Origin of the sequence: Corynebacterium sp. TAE3-ERU2 (assembly GCF_019209955.1) — a bacterium.
GTDB classification, from domain to species: domain Bacteria; phylum Actinomycetota; class Actinomycetes; order Mycobacteriales; family Mycobacteriaceae; genus Corynebacterium; species Corynebacterium megadyptis.
In genome coordinates this window covers 45,425-63,123 of sequence record NZ_JAHUTL010000004.1, presented here as the reverse complement: position 1 = coordinate 63,123, position 17,699 = coordinate 45,425, and the positions used below count along the sequence as shown (strand labels likewise).

Below are 17,699 nucleotides of genomic sequence, written 5' to 3'. Positions count from 1 at the left end.
TCTCATAGGCCAGCCATAGAGGGGATAGATCAGCGAGCATGCATGAAACTACGTGGGACGACACACCCATTGCCGCTGCGGCACAGCGGGCGGCGCAGGTGCGCACCCCGAATGCGCTGAAGCTGCCTCGACCCGAGCGGCCGCGCATCATGACCATTGCGAATCAAAAGGGCGGGGTAGGTAAAACCACCAGTTCCGTCAATCTTGCCGCGGGTCTGGCGATTTGTGGGCTGCGGGTGCTGGTGATTGACCTCGACCCGCAGGGCAATGCCTCCACCGCGCTCGGCGTGGAGCATCGCGCCGGCACCATCTCTAGCTATGAGCTGCTCCTTGGCGAAACCACCGCCGAGGAGGCGATGCAGAGCTGTGAGTTCTCGGAGAATCTCTTCTGCATTCCCGCCACGATCGATCTGGCGGGCTCGGAGATCGAGCTGGTGTCCATGGTGCGCCGCGAATATCGCCTGGCAGATGCCATTAATGAGGATTTCCTCACCGAGCACGACCTGGACTATGTGCTCATCGACTGCCCGCCCTCGCTGGGCTTGCTCACGATTAACGCCATGACCGCCGTCAATGAGGTGATCATTCCGATTCAGTGCGAGTACTACGCACTGGAGGGCGTGGGCCAGCTGCTCAATAACATCTCCATGATCAGCACCCACCTCAACCCTGATCTGCACATCTCCGCGATCCTGCTCACCATGTATGACGGCCGCACCAAGCTGGCCGAGCAGGTCAGCAGCGAGGTGCGCAATCACTTCGGCGAGGTGGTGCTCAACACCGTGATCCCGCGCAGTGTGAAGGTCTCCGAGGCGCCAGGCTATGGCCAGACAGTGCTGGAATATGATCCCGGTTCGCGTGGCGCCATGGCCTATCTGGATGCGGCACGGGAGCTGAATAATCGCGGCGACTACCCCGCCACCGAGGAGTCCTCCCCTATCGGCCAGGTCCCCTCCGGCGATGAGGATTGACGGAATACATGCTCGGGAAAGATACTGGGGGCGAGCGGGGCAATCGTCTCGATCGCAGGCGCTTAAGCGCCACTGCAGTGCCCACGCGGAACGCAAACGAAGGATGTTGAGCAACCATGGCGAATGAAACTCGTAAAGGCGGTCTCGGCCGCGGTCTCGCGGCGCTGATCCCCGATGGCTCCGCCAAGCCTCGGCTGGGCAATAATGCCGCGAGCATCGTTTTGGGCGAATCCTCTCGCGAGCGCGACGCCGCCGCTAAGCAGGGAGGACGCGCCTCCCAGGGTGGTTCTCAGGGCGCCCGCGGCCACGGCAGCAACGGCCAAAGTGGCAAAGGCCAGGGCCGGCAGCGCAGTCAGAAGGGCGTGCAGCGCAGCCGCCCCGAGAATATCCACGAGGACTACTCCACCCCGATGGGTGCGACGTACCGGGAGATCCCCATTGGGCTGATCGAGCCCAATGAGAAGCAGCCCCGCGAGGTCTTCGATGAGCAGGCCATGGCCGAACTCACCCACTCCATCAAGGAGTTTGGCCTCATGCAGCCCATCGTGGTGCGCGAGGTAGCCGATGGCTATGAGCTGATCATGGGCGAGCGCCGCTGGCGCGCGGCCACCAAGGCCGGCATGCAGGAAATCCCCGCGATCGTGCGCGAGACCGAGGATTCCACGATGCTGCGCGATGCGCTGTTGGAGAATATCCACCGCGTGCAGCTCAACCCGCTGGAAGAGGCCGCCGCCTATCAGCAGCTGCTGGAGGAGTTCGGCGTCACCCAGGCGGAACTGGCCGATAAACTGGGCCGCTCCCGGCCGGTGATTACCAATATGATCCGGCTGCTCGCCCTGCCGGTGTCGGTACAGCGCACGGTGGCTGCCGGGGTGCTGAGCGCCGGCCATGCCCGCGCCCTGCTAGGCGTGAAGGTGGGCGAAGAGGCCCAAGAGAAGCTCGCCAAGCGGATCGTGGCCGAGGGCTTGAGCGTGCGCGCCACCGAGGAGGCCGTCACCCTGCTCAATCGTGGTGGCAACGCGGAGAAAACCCCGCCCCGCGAGAAGGCCCCGCAGCCGGAATACCTCACTCACGCCGCCGAATCCCTGGCCGATAGCTTGGACACCAAGGTGACCGTGCAGGCCGGTAAGAAGAAGGGCAAGATCATCGTGGAGTTCGCGGGCCGCGAGGACTTCGAGCGTATCGTCGAGCTCCTCGAGCGCTAATGTAGGTGCACGCTACGGGCCGGGGATCACAATGGGCACCGATCACATCCAGCTGCTGCGGCTCGATCCGCGCGGTCTAAAGCATGTGCACCCGCAGGCGCGCCGCAGCATCTTCTGGGAGGTTGCGGCCGCCGATGAGGCCCTCATCCGCGATAGCGCCCTAGAAAAAGAGGCGTGGATCGTCCATGCCGCCACCACCCTCGGGGTGTGCGGCTTCAACCTCATCACCCCCGCCGAGACTCTCGGCACCATTCTCTTCTGCCCGCCCGCGCTCGCCGGCGGCGTCAGCCGCCTGCCCAGCGGCCCGGTTCCCCGCCGCGCTATGCTGCTCAGCTCCTTATTTCGCACCCCGCATCTGGGTACTGCTCCGGTGCTTATCGACGCCGCCCTCATGCACCTCAGCCGCCGCGGCATAGAGACCGTGCAGGCCTTCGGCTGGCGCGCCAGCGGCCGGGAGGAGCTGGACTGGGTGCCCGAGCGTATCGGCCTGATGAGCGAAGAAGAGCTGCGGGCCGCGGGCTTTGAGGTGGTGCGCGAGCACCCCGTGGTGCCCCGGCTAGAAATACGCTTGCCGCCAGACACCTCAGTGTTGGCGGCGGCGGCCATGGACACCCTCAGCGCGGAGCTGCGCTGCTAGCGGGGTCGCTACTTAGCAGTTTTCCTGCTCGAGCAGTTCGGCGAAATTGTAGGTGCCGGTGGGCTGATCATCGGCATCCATGAGATAGAGGCGCTTCACGGCCACCACGATGGCCTCGGCGATATCATCGCGCACCATCGGGTCGGTCAGCTTCGCCACATCGGCATCGTTGGTGAGATAGCCGGTGACGACCTCCACGGTGGGCATCTGGGTCAGGCGCAGCAGCTCCCAGGTGCGGCCGTGATTGCCGCAGTTGATCATTTGGGTGCGGGCAACGATCTCGCGCTGAATGAAGCCGGAGAGCTTCTCCCCTGTCAGCGAGGAGGAGCCGAGGGCAGAGCCGAAGTAGAACGTGGCCACGCCGGAGGCTTTGTCATTCTTGTAGCGATCGGCCTGGAGGCAGATCATGAGATCCGCACCAAAGGCATTCGCCACATCGGCGCGGGACTCCGCGGAGGAATTATCGCCGCGCGGGCGAGAGAGGATGGTCTCCATACCGGCTGCGATCATGCGGCCTTCGAGGCGGGTGGCGATATCCCAGAGGATTTCTTCTTCCGTAATGGCGCCATAGGTGCCCACGACCGTCATGCCCTGGTCTTTGCCGCCGAGGCCTGGGTCGATCACAACTCGCTTACCGGCGAGGCGTGGCCCAGCGCGGCGAATCTGCTCATCCTCGCGGATCGCCTGCGGGCAGCCACCCGTGATGCGTAGTCCCAGCCGGCTGAGGGCCTTGATGGTCTTAGGCCCGCAAATACCATCGGTCTCAAGACCGTAGTTGAGCTGGTAGTTTTTCACCGCATCAAAGGAGTTGGGCCCATAGCGGCCGTCGATGCGGTCGGTGTAGAAGCCGAGTTCTTGCAGCTGGGTTTGCAGCTGCACCACGTCATCTCCCACCAGGGTGTTATTCGGCTGGTACTGCAGTACGCGGGCGCCCAAGGTATAGGAGGCCTCGCGAAGGGCACGGAGCGTGATCTCACCAATACAGCCATCGGCGATGATGCCGCGGGATTGCTGGAAGGCACGAACGACCTCGGCAAGGGCGGTATCAAACAGCGTGTCGGTTGCTGCATAGCTATCGAAGTCATCAGAAGATCCGTCCGCGGATTCGTCGACGGAAAGCAGTCCGAGACGAGCAAGGCTCTTCCGTACTTCCGCTACGCGCGGGCTACGGTCACCAACCCGCAACACGTCCACCACCGAGGTCCCTTCTACATAGATTGCAGCCGCGCTGCGCGGCTTTTTTGTGCGCAGCACGACAACTGATATCTCAGCGTGTCACTATTCTAGGCGCGGGCAGCCCGCTAAACGAAAGTTGCTGAGAAAGGCACTTTCACGCTGTCGTTTTAACCCTACCAGTTACGCAAGTGACGCAAGTTTTTCCACGTATTCGCGCTTCGGCCGCACGCCTACGTATTCCGCAACCTTCTCGCCGCCCTGGAAGATCACGACGGTGGGAATGGACATGATCTGAAACATTGCGCCCAAGTTGCGCTCTGCATCTACATCCACCTTGGCCACGACCGCAGTATCGCCGACCTCCTCGGCAACCTGCTCGATTACCGGCGCGAGCTTCTTGCAGGGGCCGCACCATTCGGCCCAGAAATCCACCAAGACCGGCTTCTCGGACTCGATCACGGTGGACTTAAACGTATCGCTGGTGAGGTTGATGATCTTAGACATGGGGGTCTCCTTGGAGAGTGAATAACGGGCGGGGGTTAGTGCAGCGTGTCTTCCAGCTCGCCCAGATAGTGCTGGGCGTCGATGGCGGCGCGGCAGCCGGTGCCGGCGGCGGTGATGGCCTGCTGATAGTGATTATCCACGAGGTCGCCCACGGCGAAGACGCCGGGAACGCTGGTGCGGGTGGAGGGCTCCTGGACGCGCACATGCTTGGTGTCGGTGAGCTCCACTTGCCCGGCGGCGATATCCGAACGCGGATCGGCGCCAATGGCCACGAACATCGCGGCCACCGGCAGCTCGGAGGTATCGCCGGTGACGGTATCGCGCAGCAATAGCGAGGACACCTTGGACTCGCCGCGCACCTCCTCGACCACCTTGTTCACCATGAACTCGATCTTCTCGTTGTTCTTGGCGCGCTCCAGCATGATCTTGGAGGCGCGGAACTCCTCGCGGCGGTGGATGATGGTGACCTTGGAGGCGAAGGTGGTGAGGAAGTTGGCCTCCTCCATGGCGGAGTCGCCGCCGCCGACAACGGCGATCTCGGCGTCCTTGAAGAAGAACCCATCGCAGGTGGCGCAGGCGGAGACACCGCGCCCCAGTAGCTCCTTTTCCCCGGGCACGCCCACATAGCGCGGCGCGGAGCCCATCGCCAGGATCACGCTGCGGGCCCGGAACTCCTCCTCGCCCACGCGCACGATCTTCACCTCGCCGCTAAGATCCGCCGAGTCCACCATCTCCATGCGCAGATCAGCGCCGAAGCGCTCGGCCTGGGAGCGCATCTGCTCCATCAGCTCGGGGCCCATGATGCCCTCGGCGAAACCGGGGAAATTCTCCACCTCGGTGGTGGTCATCAAGGAGCCGCCGTACTCATAGCCCTCAAAGACCAGCGGCTTGAGCTCGGCGCGGGCGGCGTAGATGGCGGCGGTATAGCCTGCCGGGCCGGAGCCGATGATGATGACGTCGTGGATCGTGTCGCTCACTGTGAGATGCGTCCTTTACTGTTGAATCTGCGGCTAAAGTCTGCGGCGGGAAGCCGCCTATCGAGCGGCCCTAGCTGCGCGTCAGTGTGTACCTCTGCCACCCTACCCAAGCGGAGGGAAAGGCTTCAGCACGCGGTGCGCTCCGCCTACGCCGTGGTATAACGCCGCGGCGCTATCCCTCATTCCCGCGCACCGCTGTGGCGGCGGGGTGGCGTCGATAAGCGCGGGGCGACTAATTAGCCCCAGCGAGCAGATCCGCGATCTCTGCGGGGTCGGTGTAGAGCTGCTGCAGCTTGCTGCGGGCGCGGGCCCGCCGCGACTTCACCGTGCCCACGGCCACGCCCTGGTACTCGGCCACCCACTCCACGGTGTAGCCGGCGATATCGATGAGATAGAGCGCCTCCCGCTGCTCCGCGGAGAGCGTCCGCATGATCGTCAGCAGCGCCAGCCGCGAGAGCTCGCTACTGAAGGGATCGTGGCTGTGCCGGTAGGCAAGGGCGCGGGAATGGGTGTCATCATCCATCACGGTCAGCTCGTGGCGCTGATGCGGGCGCCGGTGGGTGAAGTCATAGCCGGTATTCGATACCAGCTTGTGTAACCAGGTGGATAGGGTGGCCTCGGCGCGAAAGGTGTGCATCCGCTGCGAGGCCTTGAGTAAGGCTTCTTGCACGATATCCCAGGCGTCGTGCTCGGTGCGGCTATAGCGGCGGGCGGTGAGAAAAAGCGTCGTGTGGTGCTGTCGCACGATATGGCGAAAAGCCTTCTCGTCCCCGGCCAGATGCTGGCTCACCAGCTCCACATCGGCGCGGCCTCTCTCCCCCTGTGTGCGAGGCGTGGACTGAATATCGGTCGGCATCGGTGTGTTCATGATCTTCTCCCCCAGATGAACGATGAACAGTAGAGGCGGTTAGATTCTTCTGCACGCGGTGTGGCGCGCAGAAGTAGTGTGCGAAAAATCCATAGCTAAGCAAAAGGACCGGTGCACACCATGATGTGCACCGGACCTATATGGGGGGATAGAGCTGAGCTAGACGGTCATATTTTGGGCTAAGGCTAGCCTGCGCCGCTGCGTGACGACGCTACTCTGCACTCTCCTCCTTCCCAGTATCCACGATCCCCTTGACACGGATTTCCTGGATATCTGCGGGCTTCGGAGACTTGGCGCTGCCCGAGGGCATCGGTAGACGCTCGATCCAGACCACCATGCCGCGATAATAGGTGGGATCCTCGCCTGTTTGTAGCTTCGGCAGAGTCACCACGGTAGAGCCCGAGCGCAGCACCGCGCGGCCGAGTTCGCTGAGCTGATCTCGGGAGTCCACGTCATCGGAGTCCGTGGTGAATCCCAGGATGCTCACGGTGGTGCCACCGGTATCGGCGAGGAACTCCACCTCCGCTGGGGAAGCCGGCTGGGCGAAGTCGATCTTTAAGCCCACCCCATTTTTGATCTCCTCGCGCTCGCCAAACTGGGCGCGATAATCATCGGTGCGCCAGCTGGTGGACACATCGCCGTCGATTACCAGCTCCGCCAGCTGCGGATTATCCGGCCACTCGCCGGGGCGGGTCGCGGGATCACCCGGCTCCCATTCCTCGGCGCGGGTGAGCTTCACCTTGGTGGCTTTGAGCACCTTCTCCGGCGCGCCAGAAATGGAGTCCGAGTTCACCGGGCTATCGGCGCGGTTGCCGCCGACAATGCCGAGCAGATAGACACTGGAGGCGGCCACCAGCACCACTAGGCCCACCGTGGCGATAGAGACCAGGGTGAGGCCGGCGCGGGTATATCCCTTGGAGCCGAAGCCCGGCGAGGAGGTGGGATCGGGCGCGGCATCCGCGGCCACCTCGAGATAGTGCTCGGGATGATCCGAGCCCATACCGAACTCGTAGAGATCATCGGCCATCACCCGCGGGTTCACCGTATCGGAATCATAGAGCTGAGAGGTGAGATGCTGCAGCTCCCGGCCGGCGCCCTCATCCTCCACCAGCTGCTCCACGGCCTTGGCAATATAGCGCAGATCTTGGCCATAGTCATTGCTCTCCAGCACTGCTGGGAAGGCGAGCACGGCCCGGCCATCGGTGTTCACGCGGATGCGATCAAAGTGGTCGAAGCCGAGCGAGATGCCGGTCTCCTCGGCCGTGGCGGCGGCGTCGAGAAGCGAACTCATGGCATAGGCCACCGCGCGCGGATTGGCGCCGGTGAAGCGCTGGCGCTGCGCGCCGGACTGGGCGCCGACGGTAAGCGAGTTCAAGGCGGTGCCCTCCACCCAGTCCGCCACCACGAGGCAGCCCGCGCGATAGGGCAGCACGTGGATATTATCGGCGATCGCCGGATGGTTGAGCTCCGCGAGGGCACGGGTGGTGCGGGTGACCTCGGCGGCGCGCTGGGCGGCCGTGGCGGGGCTGACAGGGGCCGCGGGGATCTGCATGCCCTGGGTGTCCACGAACACGAGCGCCACCTGCTGGCCGGTGCGTTGATCGCGGGCGTGCCAGAAGCGGGCGCCCGGGACCCGACCATAATCCTGCAGGAGGCGGTAGCGGCCATTGGCCACAGCGGCACCCGGGACCAGGCGCGGGATGCGCACCTCGCCGGCCGACATCGGCGGCGGCACCGGGGAGGCGGTAAAGGGCTCCACGGTGACCAGCTGGGTGGATAGCTCGGCAGTAGTGGCGGCGGGCAGCCCCTCGTTCGCCGAGTCCTCCTCGTCGGCTTGCGGGGTGCGGAGCACGCGGTTGAGCACCGGCACTCGGCTGAGCTGGCGGGAGAAGGCACTGACCTCGGGCAGTCCCGAGCGGGAGAGCACGATGGCGGTGACGATGAGGAATACGGTGCCGGTGATCGCGGTGCGCAGCATGATGACCACCGAGGAGGCCGCGCCGAAGAAGGTCAGCTGCAGCAGCCAGTCCAGGACCAGGCCGACGCCGGCACCGACCAGCGAGGCGCCAATCACCCACAGGGTGGAGGTCATGATTTCCTTGCCGCGCAGCGATCCCAGTTTGCGGCGCAGGAGGAATACACCGATCACCGCGCCGCTGACAAAACCAAAGCCATTGGCGGCGCCGAGCAGAATCACCACGCGGGAGGCGGAGGTAGCCACAAAGGGGGCGGCCGCCGAAAGCAGGATCTTCACCGTGGTGATACCGGCGATGATGAAGGTGGGAGTCCACGCCTCCTCGCGGGCATAGAACACGCGCAGGTGCAGCAGCACCAAGGCATAGGGAATGAGGGTGAAGGCCGAGAAGCTCAGGGTCCAGCCCAAGATATCGGCCTCGGCGGGAGTGAATTGGCCATAGGCGAAGAGCGCATTGGCGATATTGGTGCCGAAGGCCATGAAGAACACGATCACCGGGATCAAGGCGGCGAAGGTGAGCTTGGAGGCCCAGGTGAGATCCCGCACCACGGCCTTATCATCGCCCTCGGCGGCGTTGCGCGACAGCCGCGGCATGATGGCGGTCAAAAGGGTGACGCCGATGACGCCATAGGGCACCTGCAGCAGCAGCCAGGCCTGCTGATAGATCAGCGGGGCGCGGGCATCGGCATTGGAGGCGATGCGGGTGGTCACGATATAGCCCAGCTGCGAAATGGCCACATAGATGACGATGGCGATGGCCATCCCGGCGAACTCTTTGAGGCGATCATCGATGCCCCAGAGCGGGCGCAGATCGATGCCCTTTTTGCGCAGCGGCGGCACCAGCAGCAGCGCCTGCACCACCACGCCCATGGTGGTGCCCACACCCAGCAGCAGCACGTGTGGGTCGGTCACCGAGGCCTGTTCGGCCGGGTCCAGCGCCCCCGGCACCATCCAGTAGAGGGCGAAGGTGGCCAGGCACACCACGTTGTTCCACACCGGCGCCCATGCCCCAGGCCGAAATACGCCCTTGGTATTGAGCACCGCCATAAACAGCGAGAAGATGCCGTAGAAGAGAATCTGCGGCAGCACCAGATAGGCGAAGGAGGTCGCCTGAATGATATTGACCTTGCCCTCATCGTCAATGGTCAGTCGCGTCAGCAAGGGGGCGGTGAGTACCGCGAGCGTGGTGACGACGATGAGTAGCGTCAGCGCCAGGGTGAATAGTCGCCGGATGAAGGCCGCTCCCCTATCGGGGTCTTCCTTCTCGGCGCGCACGAGCACCGGCACCACCAGGGAGGTGAGCACCGCTCCGAGCACAATCTCGGTAACGAGATTGGGCAGCGTATTGGCCACGGTGAAGGCCGATCCCACCGCCGAGCCAAGGGTGGCGCCAATGGCGAGGTTGCGGAGAAAGCCGGTGATACGGCTAATCAGGGTGGCAATGGCCATGGAGCCGCCGGCGCGTACCACATCGGAGTCGCTGGTGGTGCCCTGCTCCTCCTCCTTGGTGGCCACCGAGGAGGAGGTTCCGGCCGCGGTGACCGGCTCGGTGGCGGCCTCCTGCTGCGCCTCGTAGAGGGCTTGGGCCGGTTCGGCGGCCAGCTGCGAGTGATCGCTGTGCTGGCTCTCCCGCTGCTGCTTCCGCTTTTCCTGAACGCTAGGTCGGGATTCGGGGAGCGGCGCGGGTGGTGCCGGCGGCACGATGCGGCCGCGTAAGCCGGGCCGTTGGCCCGCTGCTGGCGTGTGCTTGTCTGTCACTTCTCAACCACGTTTCGTCTTCTAGCTGTCCCTCGATCGTCGCGAGGAGCGCGTCCCATCCTCCGGTGCTCCCGGCGGCGGGGTTCGTCTCGGTCTGCGTTGTCTGCTGCGGGGTGGCCGCGGCGGGTCATCCCCGGGACTCGGCCCTGGATGGTGGTGAGTATCGCGGCGCGGCAGGTGCTGGGCGCGTCGCGACGCCTCCTGGCGGCCCCGCCTATCCCCGCTCCTGCGGTGGTGCCGCTGCTGGTTCTCGGTGCTGGCGGCCTCAGCGCGGGCCATGGCCCGGTCCGCGGCGGTGCGTGGCCGGCGCGCCGATCGGGCGCGGCGACGCTTCTTCGCGCGCAGCGCTATCAGGCCCACGAGCATCACGAGGAGCACCCCGGCGAGCCAGCGGTTGATGGTGGTGCCGCGGGTCTGCACCGAGATATCCACGGGATTACTGATCAAGGTGTCAGTGGGGGTGAGCAGGAAGAGTTCGAGATCGGTGCGCTGATCCTCATCGGGGATCATGGCCGTCAGCTCCGTGGTGATCGAGCCCTTAGCGGGAATACGCAGCTGCGCGGGCAGCTCTAATTTCACATTCTCTGGAGCGGAATAGCCGATATGGGAATCCACCGGCAGCGGCAGGCCATTGCGGGCCACGATCAATAGCGGCGAGGAGCTACTGGTGCGGGTATAGACGTTGCCCGGCGGCAGCAGGGCCACGCCATCGCGCAATTCCATGAGCATCGCCCGGTTGCCCGTGATGCCGCGATTGGCGCGCTCGGTGGCGGCCGTATGCCGGCGCAGGCTATCGCGTTCGGTGCGGCTCAGGGCGCGCAGAATGCCCTGGCGCAGCGGCGCGGAAAAACCATAGGGGGTGAGCACGATATTGGGATCGCGCACCATGAGACGAGTGACCTCGTCGGTATAGCGCAGCTGCTGGCTGGTGGTGATGATCTCGCGGTCGCTCATCGCCGCCGGATCCACCACCTCCCGCGTCCCGGCAGGAGCCGCGGCGGTAGCCAGATAGTCTGTAATAGCCATGGGCGCGCTGATTCGGGCGTTGAGCACATACTCGGCGCTATCCAAGAGGCTAGTAGCATCCTTGCTGCTCAGCTGCGCCGGCGGGAAGACCAGCAGCGGCTCGCCCGCCTGCGAGGCGTTCATCGCGGCGAGCTCGAGGGCGGCCGCGGCGCTCTGGCGACGGGCCACGGTGGAATCTAGGGTGTAATCGAAGCGGTAGCGCGGATCCGAGTAGGCCGTGGTGACGGGGGCGCCGCCCATCCGCGCCACGAGCGTGGCCAAGCCAGAGTTATAGCCCACCGGATGGATTCGCTCCCCAGCGGGCGCCGCGGTGGAATCTGCGAGCAGCACCTCCGCGCGGCCCAGAGTGGGATCGGGAATCTGCTCTTCCTGCGGAGTCTCGTCCTGGGTGAGCACGTCTGGGGCTTCGTCATAGACATTCTGCTGGCCGCCCTGTCGCCGCTGCCGCCCCCACGCTTCATCGGGACTCAGCCCCGAGGAGGCGGTGTGAATCACGCTCTCGGCGCGATCGGTCATATAGCCGGCAGTCGGGATCACCACCGAGCTAGTCACCGGCCGCTCCAAAATCTCCTCCACGGTCAGGCGGCCGCGGGTAACGGCCTCGCGGGCCAGCCACTGATTGCCGGTGGACGCCACCGCATTGAGGTCGGCATTCGCCCAAGGCAGCGCTACGACGCAGTGATTCTCGGCGGCGCGATGGAGCTTCGCGATCCACTCCCCCGCCACCACGGGGCTCGAGCCCGCCGCAGACAGGCTCTCCTCCGAGGGGGTATCCCAGCGGTCCCGCAGCCGCGCCGCCGGCGCCACCGGGGAGGGACGGCTCTCGGAGACGCGATACCCATCGCTCATGCGATCCACCGCAGCCAGCAGCTGCGGGTCCACCGCCAGACAGGTGGAATCCTGCAGTGCCGCATTAGTCGAGGTGCGCTCGATATAGGTATCGAGGAGCTGATCGAGGCGCCCACCCGAAACGATCGTGGAGGCCAGCTCATCATCGCGCAGATACAAGGTGGGCTGGGTGGGTGCCTCCCCAGTTTCGCCCGGGGTGATATCTGTCGGGGCGGTAATCGGCAGCAGCATGGTCAGGCCACTCGGCGGGGCCGGCTCCTCTGCATCGGGAGGAGACTGGTCCTGCGGGGTGGCGTCGACAAGCGCCGAGGCAGGAGTGAGCGGATCGGTGGGCACAAGGAAGCGTTCCGTGGTGGAACTCGCCCCCGCTGGCCCCGTGGCCCCCACCCAGATCAGGAAGGGATAGACGCCGGGGCGGATCCGATCCGCGGTGGCGCCCGGGGTGACGGTGAGTGTGAGCTCGCGCTTCTCGCCGGCCTCGATGCGCAGATCCTCCTCCCCAGTGAGGGAATAAGGATAGGCCTCGAGCCCTACCGTCATCATGGTGGCGGCATGCTCGGGGTCAGTCGTGGCGTCCCCTCGATAGAGCGTGAGCGAGACATCCGAAATCGGGGTATCCGCAGTATTAGTGATGCCCACCCGCACCCGAAAAGGGCGCGTGGGATCCCAATGCGACTGCTCCAGCGGGGAGATCTCCACCCGCAACGGCGAGGCCTTATCCTCGGCGCGAATATAGGGATTGACCCATTGTTGCGCTACCTGGGGATCGCTCGGGTCGAGCACCACCGGAAATGCCGCAGCCTGCGGGGCAAGGACGGGCGACGTCGTGGCGGCCACCGCTGCTACCACCACAGACGCGGCTAGACGACGCGTACGACTCACCGTGGTGTTGTCCTTCCCTCGGCGTGCACACGCACCGCGCATTCCCGCATCAGAGAATGAGCCGTGCGCGCCAACTTGCGCTCATCGGCATAGGCCAGGCGCTCGATCAGAGAATTCGCTGGTACCCACGATACCTCGGTGACCTCGGGGTCATCATCGTTTAAATCCCCATCCACATAGGCCAAAAGATGATGATGCACCGTCTTATGGATGCGCGTGCCATCGGAGACAAACCAATAATCAATCACGCCGAGCTCGCCCAGGACCTCGCCCTTGATGCCGGTTTCCTCCCACACCTCGCGTTCCGCGGTGGCCGTATGGGCCTCGCCATTTTCCACATGGCCCTTCGGCATCGACCACAATAGGCGGCCGCGGCGATCCACGCGGCCAATCAACGCCACATAGATACGGGACAGATCCACGCCGCCGTTCTCATCCACTGCCTCCGCCAGGCCGGAGGCCACCAAGCCTCCCGCCGAGGTTTCAATAGAGGTAGGCATGGACCGCTGTCCGCCCCGGCCCTTATCGCCGCGGCGGGGGCGTTGCGCATTCTGGGAGCGCTGGTTTTTGCCCCGCTTCTGCTTCTTCTGCCCCTGCGCGCCGGAGCGTTGTGCCCCGCCGCCGCGTCCCCCGCGCTTGGTGGCGTTGCCGCGCCGCCGCCGCGAGGAGCCCTCGCCGGACCGGGTGGAGGTCTCATTCTCCTTCTCCGAGCTGTCGGGGCGGGTGGTGCGGGGGGCATTCTGCCGTCCCCCACGGCCGCCGCGTCGCCGCCGGCGCCGCCGACCGCCCTCCGACGTGGAGCGCGAAGAACCCGAGCGCGAGGAGCCGGAACGCGAGGAGTTGGAGGCCTCGGAGTGTCCCTCGCTACCTGCATCGGCAGGGGGCGGGGTGTGCGCTGGGGTGTGGGTGCGGCGCCGCGATCGGCGGGTGGAGGCACCACGAGACCGGCCCCTCGTCGTGCTGGGGCTCGTGTTTCCGCTGGAACCGGAGCCTGCAGTGCTGCTAGACTCGCTTGTTCGCTGCGCCGAATTTTCGGCGTTGCTGCTCGTGGTACTCATTCCCTTGATCGTATCGTGACCAGCCGCCGGTTGGTACTTCGACATCACGAGTAGACTCATCACACATATACGGTGACGCCAGGAGGGGGTCACCGCACTGTGCAAGGAATCGGAGGAGACTCATGTCCGATGCACTGCCGGGATTTACTCGGCTGCGCGAGATTGGCCACAGATTCGCAGATCTTGCAGCGCTTTTCGACGCTCACCAGCACCCGCTCTACCTCGTGGGCGGCAGTGTTCGTGACGCTTTTCTCGACCGCGGTGGCAAGGACTATGACTTCACCACCTCGGCGCGCCCGGAGCTGATCATGCAGATACTGCAGTCCTATGCCCCAGCCGTGTGGGACACCGGTATCGAATTCGGCACCGTGTCTGCGGAAAAAGACGAGGCGCAGATCGAGATCACCACCTTCCGTAGTGATACCTACGATGGCAGTTCCCGCAACCCCGAGGTGCGCTTCGGCGATAGCCTCGAGGGCGATTTGGTGCGCCGCGACTTTAAGGTCAATGCCATGGCGGTGCGCATCACCCCCGAAGGCGATGTCGAGCTGCATGACCCGATGGAAGGGTTGAGCGACCTCCAGGCGGGGCTGCTCGATACCCCAGCCACCCCGGAACAGTCCTTCCACGATGATCCGCTGCGCATGCTGCGCGCCGCCCGTTTCGTCTCCCAGCTGGAGTGCGCCGTGGCACCGCGAGTTCGCCAGGCCATGGAGGAGATGAGCGGCGAAATTACCCGCATCACCGCCGAGCGGGTGCAGATGGAGATGAGCAAACTCATGCTCGGCCGCGCCCCGTGGACCGGTATCGACGTGATGGTCGAGACCGGACTGGCCGATCATGTACTTCCCGAGGTTCCCGCGCTGCGGCTCACCCAGGACGAGCACAAACAGCACAAGGACGTCTACGTCCATTCGAAGCGGGTGCTGCGCAATGCCACCGAGCACGAGGGCGAGGACGGCCCCGATCTGGTGCTGCGCTGGGCGGCGCTCATGCACGATATCGGTAAGCCTGCGACCCGCGAGTTCCACGAGGGCGGCGCCGTGAGCTTCCACCAGCACGAGGTCGTGGGAGCGAAGATGGTGCGCCAGCGCCTGCGCGCCCTGAAGTACCCCAAGCAGGTGGTCAAGGACGTGTCGCAGCTGGTGTTTTTGCATATGCGCTTCTATGGCTACAGCGATGCGCCGTGGTCGGACTCCGGGGTGCGCCGCTATGCCAATGACGCTGGCGAGCTGCTGCCGCGGCTGAATAAGCTGGTGCGCTCGGATTGCACCACCCGCAATAAGCGCAAATCCCAGCGGCTCAAGCGGGCCTATGATGAGCTTGAACAGCGCATCGCCGATCTCGCCGAGAAGGAAAACCTCGCGGCCGTCCGCCCGGATCTCAACGGCAATGACATCATGGAGATTCTCGAGCTACCGCCCGGACCCGAGGTGGGCCGTGCGTGGTCATACTTGAAGGAGCTTCGCTTGGATCAGGGCCCCATGGAGCGCGAGGATGCCATCGCGGCACTACGCTCGTGGTGGCAGGAACAGAACTAAAGGACACACCGCCATGGAACAGTATTTCGGAGATAATCTCTTCAGCGCTATGGAACGCAATCCCATTGAGGTGGGCACCGTGCTGGTGCAAGATCACGAATCGGAGTTCGGGCCGCATAAGCGCGATGCCCTGCTCGTGATCGAACACTCCGAGCAACGCACCATGGCGCTTAGCGTGACGATGCCCTCCGAGATGGCGGTGGCTAATGTGCTGCCGGAGTGGTCCGATCTACTGAGCACTCCCCCAGTGTTCTATGTGGGCGGGGCGACCAGCCCGGAAGGGGCCCTGGCCGTGGCCGTACTGCGGCCGGGTATGGAGGCCGAGAAGGGCGATTTCTGGGATGTGCTCAGCAATCGCATCGTGGTGCTCAATCTGCAGCATCCGCCGGAGGCCTTCGAGCCCTATGTAGAGAGCGTGCGCTTTTTCGCCGGACACAAGGTATGGGAACCCGGGGAGCTCGACAAGGAGATTCAGCTCGGCCACTGGTTTGTGGCACCCGCACTCCCCTCCGATATCACTGCGGGGCGCTTGGTGGATGTCTGGGGCGATATTCTCAAACGCCAGAATTTCCCGATGTCGGTATTTAGTACCTTCACCACGGAGTACGAAGAGAACTAAAAGAAGGCCCGGATGTTTCACGTGAAACATCCGGGCTTTTCTCGTGGCCGCGTGGTCGTTACATGGCTACGAGGATGAGCGCTGGGACCAATACTCCTCGAACTCGGCGGCAGTGAGCGGGCTGGCGACGATGTCGTCGAAGCTGCCATAGAGATTCGGGTGCGGCACCACCGGGTTCGGCGGGGCGTCCATGCCCTCGAGAGCGAAGCTGCCCGCGGCGGTGAGTACGGCGAAGCCGGTGATCTCGTGGGTGCGGTGCGAGCTATCCGCCGGGCCCTTGAGCTCGAGGACACGCAGCATACGGCACTGCTGGGCGTCGATCTCCTCCAGTTCCGCGACATGGGTGATCGCATGGGCCTCGATGGCCATGCTGATGCGCACGTAGAGCATCTGGGCGTCGCTGCCGCTCGGCTGCGGGCTCTGCGGATGGGACATGGGGTGGAAACCTCCTCGGTACGGGTGTGCGGACGGAGTTCTTAGCTGCTGTGCCGCTGAGTGCTCTCGGCGCTCTTACCCTGCTGCGAGCGGGCATAGCGGGCGGCAAGCCACGAGCACATCATGAGCTGCACCTGATGGAAGATCATGAGCGGAACGATGAGCAAGCTTACTTCTACGGGGCCAAAGATCACAGCGCCCATGGGCAGGCCCGTGGCAAGGGACTTCTTGGTGCCGCAGAACTGAATGGCAATCTGATCCTGGCGATCAAAGCCGAGGCGCGCGGCGACCCAGCGGGTGAGCCACAGCATGAAGGCCACCAGCACGATGGAGAAGCCAATGAGGAAGAGGATCTCCCCCACCTTCACGGTGTCCCAGATACCCGCGACCATGCCCGCGGAGAAGGCCGAGTACACCACCATGGTGATGGAGCCGCGGTCGACGATTTTGGTGCCTGTGGCGGCCGCCCAGCGGCCGGTCCAGCGCCGAGTGAGCTGCCCCGCCACAAAGGGCAGAAGCAATTGCACGGCGATCTTGATGAATACCTCTGGCCCCACGGTGATACCTGTCCCCTGGGCCATGATGAGCATGACCAAAAGCGGGGTGAGGACTACGCCCAGCAGATTAGATAGCGAGGCGCTGACGATCGCGCCTGCGACATTGCCGCGGGCAATAGAGGTAAAGGCCACCGAGGACTGCACCGTAGAGGGCGTGAGCGTGAGATAGACGATGCCCAGATAGAGCCCGGTGGAGAGTATCGCCTTGAGCGGAGTGAGGGCGATTCCGATGAGGGGAAAGGCCACGAAGGTAAAGGCGAGGATCGTCAGGTGCAGCCGCCAGTGCTTCAACCCAGCCAGGGCTTCGCGCGGTGAGAGCCGCGCACCGTAGAGGTAGAACAGCAGAGCGATGGCGAGCTGAGTGGCCACGGAAAAGGCATCGGCAAACCAGCCGCGTGCGGGTAGGATAATCGCCACAATGACCGCGCACAGAATGAGGACGATCAAGGGGTCTGGTGGTCGCAGAGTGAATCTCGAGCGCATAGCCCTCAGCTTAGTGCTGGCACCTTAAGCATGGGGGTTGCTGTGTGGTGAGTGGGCTGCTCGATGGTAGTGGGGAGAGCCAAGAAAATAAAACCCCTGCACACAGCGGATTGGACCAATCAGTCTTTGGGTGTGCCTACTATTGGGTGCACAGATAGATGAGGGATGCAACCGTGGG

At 64.4% G+C, this 17,699-nt stretch carries 14 protein-coding genes; 5 read left to right on the top strand and 9 right to left on the bottom strand.

From position 1 onward, the window contains the following. Positions 1–38 precede the first annotated feature (38 nt). The 3 genes from KRX12_RS06645 to KRX12_RS06635 all read left to right on the top strand — a co-directional run bounded on the left by KRX12_RS06645 (position 39) and on the right by KRX12_RS06635 (position 2,813). Positions 39–971, top strand: coding sequence for a ParA family protein (locus KRX12_RS06645; RefSeq protein WP_218364827.1), 933 nt, complete (start codon positions 39–41; stop codon positions 969–971). Positions 972–1,087: 116 nt separating this feature from the next. Further along, positions 1,088–2,176 carry a ParB/RepB/Spo0J family partition protein gene (locus KRX12_RS06640; protein ID WP_218366133.1) on the top strand — a complete coding sequence of 363 codons (1,089 nt, stop codon included), beginning with the start codon at positions 1,088–1,090 and terminating at the stop codon, positions 2,174–2,176. Positions 2,177–2,207: 31 nt separating this feature from the next. Further along, positions 2,208–2,813 carry a hypothetical protein gene (locus KRX12_RS06635; protein ID WP_218364829.1) on the top strand — a complete coding sequence of 202 codons (606 nt, stop codon included), beginning with the start codon at positions 2,208–2,210 and terminating at the stop codon, positions 2,811–2,813. 12 nt (positions 2,814–2,825) lie between these two features. Here the strand turns inward: KRX12_RS06635 and KRX12_RS06630 are convergent, their stop codons facing one another. From KRX12_RS06630 to KRX12_RS06600, 7 genes are all read right to left on the bottom strand, one after another. Next, entirely contained in the window at positions 2,826–4,010 is a 1,185-nt protein-coding gene (locus tag KRX12_RS06630; protein ID WP_218364830.1) for an N-acetylmuramoyl-L-alanine amidase, read from the bottom strand. 159 nt (positions 4,011–4,169) lie between these two features. Further along, complete coding sequence (gene trxA, locus KRX12_RS06625; protein ID WP_218364831.1) at positions 4,170–4,493, bottom strand: thioredoxin; 324 nt, start codon at positions 4,491–4,493, stop codon at positions 4,170–4,172. A gap of 35 nt (positions 4,494–4,528) precedes the next feature. Next, a complete protein-coding gene (trxB, locus tag KRX12_RS06620) occupies positions 4,529–5,470 on the bottom strand; it encodes a thioredoxin-disulfide reductase (protein WP_218366132.1) in 942 nt (313 codons plus the stop codon). A 232-nt stretch (positions 5,471–5,702) separates the two neighbouring features. Then, positions 5,703–6,338 carry a sigma-70 family RNA polymerase sigma factor gene (locus tag KRX12_RS06615; RefSeq protein WP_255549197.1) on the bottom strand — a complete coding sequence of 212 codons (636 nt, stop codon included), beginning with the start codon at positions 6,336–6,338 and terminating at the stop codon, positions 5,703–5,705. A 211-nt stretch (positions 6,339–6,549) separates the two neighbouring features. Then, on the bottom strand, positions 6,550–10,014 hold the full coding sequence (gene murJ, locus KRX12_RS06610; RefSeq protein WP_370625555.1) for a murein biosynthesis integral membrane protein MurJ: 3,465 nt from the start codon (positions 10,012–10,014) through the stop codon (positions 6,550–6,552). Between the two features lie 78 nt (positions 10,015–10,092). Beyond that, complete coding sequence (locus KRX12_RS06605) at positions 10,093–12,828, bottom strand: hypothetical protein (RefSeq protein ID WP_218366130.1); 2,736 nt, start codon at positions 12,826–12,828, stop codon at positions 10,093–10,095. Beyond that, complete coding sequence (locus tag KRX12_RS06600; protein WP_218366129.1) at positions 12,825–13,886, bottom strand: NUDIX hydrolase; 1,062 nt, start codon at positions 13,884–13,886, stop codon at positions 12,825–12,827. Before KRX12_RS06600 ends, KRX12_RS06605 begins: the two co-directional genes overlap by 4 nt. Before the next feature lie 122 nt (positions 13,887–14,008). On the opposite strand from KRX12_RS06600, the gene KRX12_RS06595 reads away from it, so the two are divergent. Together KRX12_RS06595 and KRX12_RS06590 are read left to right on the top strand one after the other, a co-directional pair. Beyond that, a complete protein-coding gene (locus KRX12_RS06595) occupies positions 14,009–15,427 on the top strand; it encodes a CCA tRNA nucleotidyltransferase (RefSeq protein ID WP_218366128.1) in 1,419 nt (472 codons plus the stop codon). Between the two features lie 13 nt (positions 15,428–15,440). After that, positions 15,441–16,046: a YqgE/AlgH family protein gene (locus tag KRX12_RS06590; RefSeq protein WP_218364837.1), complete on the top strand. Its 606-nt coding sequence runs from the start codon at positions 15,441–15,443 to the stop codon at positions 16,044–16,046. 66 nt (positions 16,047–16,112) lie between these two features. Here KRX12_RS06590 and KRX12_RS06585 read toward each other — a convergent pair whose 3' ends face one another. Both KRX12_RS06585 and KRX12_RS06580 read right to left on the bottom strand, forming a co-directional pair. Beyond that, positions 16,113–16,481: a hypothetical protein gene (locus KRX12_RS06585; protein WP_218364838.1), complete on the bottom strand. Its 369-nt coding sequence runs from the start codon at positions 16,479–16,481 to the stop codon at positions 16,113–16,115. Between the two features lie 41 nt (positions 16,482–16,522). Beyond that, a complete protein-coding gene (locus KRX12_RS06580; RefSeq protein ID WP_218366127.1) occupies positions 16,523–17,521 on the bottom strand; it encodes a bile acid:sodium symporter family protein in 999 nt (332 codons plus the stop codon). Between the last annotated feature and the right edge of the window lie 178 nt (positions 17,522–17,699).